This is a genomic window from Bergeriella denitrificans NBRC 102155 (assembly GCF_001592185.1).
GTDB classification, from domain to species: Bacteria; Pseudomonadota; Gammaproteobacteria; order Burkholderiales; family Neisseriaceae; genus Neisseria; species Neisseria denitrificans.
The window spans coordinates 1-7,064 of the sequence record NZ_BCWL01000110.1; the positions used below are offsets into that span (position 1 = coordinate 1).

General features: G+C 56.6%; 6 protein-coding genes. All 6 read left to right on the forward strand.

The window, feature by feature from the left end:
* Positions 1-364 precede the first annotated feature (364 nt).
* The 6 genes from carA to carB all read left to right on the forward strand — a co-directional run bounded on the left by carA (position 365) and on the right by carB (position 6,965).
* Complete coding sequence (gene carA / locus BDE01S_RS06840) at positions 365-1,498, forward strand: glutamine-hydrolyzing carbamoyl-phosphate synthase small subunit (protein WP_066079210.1); 1,134 nt, start codon at positions 365-367, stop codon at positions 1,496-1,498.
* Between the two features lie 56 nt (positions 1,499-1,554).
* On the forward strand, positions 1,555-1,869 hold the full coding sequence (locus tag BDE01S_RS06845) for a DUF4298 domain-containing protein (protein WP_066079214.1): 315 nt from the start codon (positions 1,555-1,557) through the stop codon (positions 1,867-1,869).
* A gap of 78 nt (positions 1,870-1,947) precedes the next feature.
* Entirely contained in the window at positions 1,948-3,018 is a 1,071-nt protein-coding gene (locus BDE01S_RS06850; protein WP_245934306.1) for a PTS sugar transporter subunit IIC, read from the forward strand.
* Positions 3,019-3,088: 70 nt separating this feature from the next.
* Complete coding sequence (gene relB / locus BDE01S_RS06855) at positions 3,089-3,286, forward strand: type II toxin-antitoxin system RelB family antitoxin (RefSeq protein ID WP_066079201.1); 198 nt, start codon at positions 3,089-3,091, stop codon at positions 3,284-3,286.
* A complete protein-coding gene (locus BDE01S_RS06860; protein ID WP_066079204.1) occupies positions 3,270-3,548 on the forward strand; it encodes a type II toxin-antitoxin system RelE/ParE family toxin in 279 nt (92 codons plus the stop codon). Before relB ends, BDE01S_RS06860 begins: the two co-directional genes overlap by 17 nt.
* 207 nt (positions 3,549-3,755) lie before the next feature.
* Positions 3,756-6,965 carry a carbamoyl-phosphate synthase large subunit gene (gene carB / locus BDE01S_RS06865; protein WP_066079207.1) on the forward strand — a complete coding sequence of 1,070 codons (3,210 nt, stop codon included), beginning with the start codon at positions 3,756-3,758 and terminating at the stop codon, positions 6,963-6,965.
* Positions 6,966-7,064 lie beyond the last annotated feature (99 nt).

A 7,064-nucleotide genomic window follows, 5' to 3' on the forward strand; every position in this document is an offset into this window, starting at 1 on the left:
CAAGTAAAAAAGCCGTCTGATTTTCAGACGGCTTTTTTACCGTCCAACCCCGCCGTCCGCTTCCAGCCCTTGAAAGCCGCGGCATTTTCGCTTAAAATACGTTGCTTCTGAGGTATTTTTTACATCTGATTTGAATACCTGAAAGCACGTAACGCCGCTTCATAACAAGCCGCGCCGCGTGTTTTTTTTAGCCCGCATTTACAGGCCGTCTGAAAACACAGCCAGACGCACGGAATCAAACTATAGTCGAAGCGTAAATTCTGATACAAGGCGAGCCAACGCCGTAGCAGAAATTAAGCTCTCCGAATATATACCGCATTCAGGCGGCCTCCCGACCAATATCCAGGTAAGACAGGAAATGATTATGACCACACCGGCAATTCTCGTTCTCGCAGACGGCAGCGTATTCCACGGCACATCCATCGGTTACAACGGCTCGACTTCCGGCGAAGTCGTGTTCAACACCTCCATGACCGGCTATCAGGAAATCCTGACCGACCCGTCTTACTGCAAGCAAATCGTGACCCTGACCTACCCGCACATCGGCAACACCGGCACCAACGGCGAAGACGTGGAAAGCCGCGCCGTTTATGCCGCCGGCCTGATTATCCGCGACCTGCCGCTCTTGCACAGCAACTTCCGCGCATCCGAAAGTCTGCAAGAGTATTTGGTACGCAACCAAACCGTGGCCATCGCCGACATCGACACCCGCCGCCTGACCCGAATCCTGCGCGACAAAGGCGCACAGGCCGGCGCCATTCTGACCGGCGCGGATGCCACCGAAGCCAAAGCCCAAGAGCTGATTGCCGCATTCGGCAGCATGGTCGGCAAAGATTTGGCCAAAGAAGTAAGCTGCACCGAAAGCTACGAATGGAACGAAGGCGAGTGGAAGCTGGGACAAGGCTTCACCGCGCCCGCCGAGCAACCCTTCCATGTTGTCGCCTATGATTTCGGCGTGAAAACCAACATCCTGCGTATGCTGGCTGAACGCGGCTGCCGTCTGACCGTCGTGCCCGCGCAAACGCCCGCCAAAGACGTATTGGCGATGAACCCCGACGGCGTATTCCTGTCCAACGGCCCCGGCGATCCCGAGCCTTGCGCTTACGCCATCGAAGCCATCCGCGAATTGCTGGCCGCAGAAAAACCCCTGTTCGGCATCTGCCTGGGCCACCAGCTGCTCGGCCTGGCCGTGGGCGCGAAAACCAGCAAAATGCCCTTCGGCCACCACGGCGCCAACCACCCCGTGCAAGATTTAGGCAGCGGCAAAGTCATGATTACCAGCCAAAACCACGGCTTCCAAGTCGATGCCGACACCCTGCCCGCCAATGTCAAAGTGACCCACAAATCACTGTTTGACGGCTCACTGCAAGGCATCGAGCTGACCGACCGCGCCGCTTTCTCGTTCCAAGGCCACCCCGAAGCCAGCCCCGGCCCGCACGACGTTGCCTACCTGTTCGACAAATTCATTGCCAACATGAAAGCAGCCAAAGCCGTCTGATTTTCAGACGGCCTGGCAACGGAGCAGATATGGCGCACCACCCCGATATGCACAATATGCAAAACAGGATTAACCATATCCAAAGCCGCTACCGCGAATGGTGCGCCCTGCTGCCCGAATTGGAAGCCGACCTCGCCCGCTGGCAGCAGGCAGCCGAACTGATAAACGAGCTCGACGGCTTCTACACCGGCGGCGAATACCTCGCCCTGCACGAAGCCTTGGAAAACGGCGCAAGCCTCGACTTGACCACCCCGGGCGAACACAGCATCATGAGCCAAGACGCCCTGTGGACCGCCTACACCGACTTCCAACGCATCGCCTGGCAACGCCTGCGCTTGGCTACCGAGGCGCTGGATCCGCAGACAGACTAATCCGACATGGGTCAGGCCGTCTGAAAAATACAGTCGGATTACACAGAATGAAGCAATACCGCAAAGCCGTATCATTTTGTGTTCCATAGCGATAAGCAAACCGCCAAACGCCACCACCACACCGGAGGAGAAACGATGGAAATCAAAGCATTTCTGGCCAAGCAAAACATCGAATTCTCCCTGCGCCGCTACGGCATAGACGCCCTGAATTTTATGGCTCTAGGCTTATTCGGTTCGCTGATTGTCGGGCTGATTTTAAAAAGCATCGGCGGTTGGATGGATTTACCGTGGCTGGTCGAAGTCGGCGCACAGGCGCAAAGCGCGATGGGCGCGGCAATCGGCGTCGGCGTGGCCTATGCCCTCAAAGCCCCGCCGCTAGTATTGTTCGCCAGCGCCGCCACCGGTACCGCAGGCGCCGCGCTCGGCGGGCCGGTCGGCTGCTTTATCGCCGCTGCCATCGGCGCGGAACTCGGCAAATTAGTCAGCAAAACCACGCCGGTGGATATTATCGCCACCCCCGCCGCCACCTTGGTATCGGGCATGGCCGCAGCGCAATTTATCGGCCCCGCAATTGCCGCCGCCACCGCCGGATTGGGCGCATGGATTATGTGGTCGGTAGAGCTGCAACCTTTCGCCATGAGCATCATCGTCGCCGTATTGATGGGCATGATACTGACCCTGCCCATTTCCAGCGCCGCCATCGCCATTTCCCTTTCCTTAAGCGGCTTGGCGGCAGGCGCAGCCACAATCGGCTGCTGCGCGCAAATGATCGGCTTTGCCGTAATGAGTTATCGTGAAAACCGCATCGGCGGCCTGCTCAGCCACGGCCTGGGCACCAGCATGCTGCAAATGCCCAATATTGTGAAAAACCCGCGCATCTGGATACCGCCGACTTTAGCATCCGCCCTTATCGCCCCGCTGGCCACGCTTGGTTTTCAGATGGCCAACATCCCCAGCGGCGCCGGCATGGGCACCAGCGGCCTGGTCGGACAAATCGGCACCATCAGCGCCATGGGCAATTCGGCCGAAATCTGGCTCGCCATCGCCCTGCTGCATTTTATTCTGCCCGCTATATTGACCTTGCTGATTGCCCGGCCTTTACGGAAAATCGGCTGGATTAAAGACGGCGATTTGAAATTGGATGTGTAAGGCCGTCTGAAAAAAGCGGAATATTGACCGTGTTAGGTTGAAAGCCTAACAATAAACACAGGGAGCAAGCATGAATACCTTAAAGCTCGACCCCAGATTGCATGAATTTGACAACACGCAAGCAGCGAACGAATACGATACTTGGTTTCGTGCCAAAGTTGCCGAAGCACGCCAAGCCCCGACCGTCAGCCATGAAGCCGCGTTGGCACATTTTGCCGCCAAGCGTGCGGAACGCTTGGAAAAGTTAAAACATGACACTCCTGCTTGAATGGACTGCCCCTGCGCTGGACGATGTGGACGAGATTATCGATTTTATCTTCAACGATAACCCGACCGCCGCATTTGAAATGGAACAATTCATCCAAGAGAGCACCGCCAATTTAACAGTATTACCCTATATCGGACGGCGCGGGCGAGTAGAACAAACCCACGAATGGATTATCCATCCCAATTATCTGATTGTGTATGAAATCAACGCTTCCCACATTACCATTATGCGTGTTTTGCATACACGGCAATGTTATCCTTAAGGGTAATCGTCAGGTCGTCTGAAAAATGTAGCTTGTGATGAAATCCCGGCGGTAGGTTGGGTTATCAACCCAACACTTTATTTTATTACCTGTAACATTACCGGATATTTCAGATATGTTGGGTTTACAAACCCAACCTACGCTTGCTTAAGCAGGGTGCCATCAACCCTATTCAATACAGTTATAAATGATAGTGAAAGAGAAAACATGCCCAAACGTACCGACCTAAAATCCATCCTCATCATCGGCGCCGGCCCCATCGTCATCGGACAAGCCTGCGAATTCGACTATTCCGGCGCGCAGGCGTGCAAAGCCTTGCGCGAGGAGGGCTATAAAGTCATTCTGGTGAACTCCAACCCCGCCACCATCATGACCGACCCCGATATGGCCGATGTAACCTACATCGAGCCGATTATGTGGCAGACGGTTGAGAAGATTATCGCCAAAGAACGCCCCGACGCCGTATTGCCGACCATGGGCGGCCAAACGGCACTCAACTGTGCGCTGGATTTGGCGCGCAACGGCGTGTTGGCGAAATACAATGTCGAGCTGATCGGTGCGACCGAAGACGCCATCGACAAAGCCGAAGACCGCGGCCGTTTTAAGGAAGCGATGGAAAAAATCGGCCTGCATTGCCCGAAATCGTTTGTCTGCCACACCATGAACGAAGCCTTGGCGGCGCAGGAGCAGGTGGGCTTTCCGACGCTGATCCGCCCGTCTTTCACCATGGGCGGTTCGGGCGGCGGCATTGCCTACAATAAAGACGAATTTTTGGCGATTTGCGAACGCGGTTTCGACGCATCGCCCACCCACGAGCTTTTGATCGAGCAATCGGTACTCGGCTGGAAAGAGTATGAGATGGAAGTGGTGCGCGATAAAAACGACAACTGCATCATCATCTGCTCCATCGAAAACTTCGACCCGATGGGCGTACACACCGGCGACTCGATTACCGTCGCCCCCGCGCAAACGCTCACCGACAAAGAATACCAAATCATGCGTAACGCTTCTTTGGCGGTATTGCGCGAAATCGGCGTGGACACCGGCGGCTCCAACGTGCAGTTTGCCATCAACCCCGCTAACGGCGAGATGATTGTGATCGAGATGAACCCGCGCGTATCGCGCTCTTCCGCGCTGGCTTCCAAAGCCACAGGCTTCCCGATTGCCAAAGTGGCCGCGAAATTGGCGGTGGGCTTTACGCTGGACGAGTTGAAAAACGACATCACTGGCGGCCGCACGCCCGCATCGTTCGAGCCGAGCATCGATTATGTCGTCACCAAAATCCCGCGTTTTGCCTTTGAAAAATTCCCGGCTGCCGACGACCGCTTAACCACGCAGATGAAATCCGTGGGCGAAGTGATGGCGATGGGACGCACTATTCAGGAATCCATGCAGAAAGCCCTGCGCGGCTTGGAAACCGGCCTGTGCGGCTTCAACCCGAAAACCGAAGACAAAGCCGAAATCCGCCGCGAGCTGGCCAACCCCGGCCCCGAGCGCATCCTGTATGTCGCCGACGCCTTCCGCGCCGGATTCAGCATTGCCGACATCCACGAAATCTGCGCCATCGATCCGTGGTTCTTAGCGCAAATCGAAGATTTAATCAAAGAAGAGGCCGCCGTGGCTTCAGGCAGCCTGCAAGATTTGGACTACGCCGCTTTACGCCGTCTGAAACGCAAAGGCTTTGCCGACAAGCGTTTGGCGCAACTGTTGAATGTGGGCGAAAAAGAAGTGCGCGAACACCGCTACGCGCTGAATCTGCACCCCGTGTACAAACGCGTGGACACCTGCGCCGCCGAATTCGCCACCGACACCGCCTACCTCTACTCCACCTACGAAGAAGAGTGCGAAGCCCGGCCGTCTGAAAAACGCAAAGTCATGATTCTCGGCGGCGGCCCCAACCGCATCGGCCAAGGCATCGAGTTTGACTACTGCTGCGTACATGCCGCGCTCGCCCTGCGCGAAAGCGGTTTCGAAACCATCATGGTCAACTGCAACCCCGAAACCGTCTCCACCGACTTCGACACCAGCGACCGCCTCTATTTCGAGCCGCTGACGCTGGAAGACGTACTCGAAATCGTGCGTACCGAAAACCCGTGGGGCGTGATTGTGCATTACGGCGGCCAAACCCCGCTCAAACTCGCCAACGCGCTGGTGGAAAACGGCGTCAACATCATCGGCACCTCCGCCGACAGCATCGACGCCGCCGAAGACCGCGAACGCTTCCAAAAAGTGCTCAACGACCTCGGCCTGCGCCAGCCGCCCAACCGCACCGCCCGCAACGAAGAAGAAGCCCTGGTATTGGCCGAAGAAATCGGCTACCCGCTGGTGGTGCGCCCGTCGTACGTACTCGGCGGCCGCGCCATGCAGGTCGTACATTCGCAAGAACAGCTCAAAACCTATATGCGCGAAGCCGTACAAGTTTCCGAAGACAGCCCCGTATTGCTCGATTTCTTCTTGAACAACGCCATTGAAGTCGATGTCGACTGCGTTTCAGACGGCAAAGAAGTCGTTATCGGCGGCATCATGCAGCACGTCGAGCAAGCCGGCATCCACTCCGGCGACTCCGGCTGCTCGCTGCCGCCCTACTCCCTGAGCCAGGAAATCCAAGACGAAATCCGCCGCCAAACCAAAGCCATGGCCTACGCCCTGAACGTCGTCGGCCTGATGAACGTCCAATTCGCCGTACAAGACGGCACCGTCTTCGTACTCGAAGTCAACCCGCGCGCATCGCGCACCGTACCGTTCGTCTCCAAAGCGACTTCCGTACCGCTGGCCAAAGTCGGCGCGCGCGCCATGGCGGGTATTTCACTGAAAGAACAAGGTGTTGAAAAAGAAGTCATCCCCGATTTCTACGCCGTGAAAGAAGCCGTGTTCCCGTTTATCAAATTCCCCGGCGTCGATACCATCCTCGGCCCCGAAATGCGCTCCACCGGCGAAGTGATGGGCGTAGGCGCCACCTTCAGCGAAGCCTACCTCAAATCCCAGCTCGGCGCCGGCGAACGCCTGCCCGCCACCGGCAAAGTCTTCCTCGCCGTACGCGACGAAGACAAACCGCTGCTGCTGAAAACCGCCAAAAACTTCCAAGCCTTAGGCTACGGCCTCTGCGCCACCCGCGGCACAGCAGCCTATCTGGCCGAACACGGCATCACCGCCCAAACGGTCAACAAAGTGCTGGAAGGCCGCCCGCACATCGTCGATATGATTAAAAACGGCGACATCGCACTGGTCATCAACACCGTAGGCAGCGACGCCCAGTCCGTGGCCGACAGCCACAGCATCCGCCGCACCTCGCTGACCCAGCGCGTACCGCAATACACCACCGTCGCCGGCGGCGAAGCCATGAGCGAAGGCGCGAAAAGCCTCAACGCCATGGGCGTGTACAGCGTACAGGAACTGCACGGCCGTCTGAAAAAATAACGGTTGCGCAGAGTAAAAAAAGCCGTCTGAAAATCATCGATTTTCAGACGGCTTTTTTTGTATAGTTGGAGAAATTATAGTCGAATAAAATAAGAATGG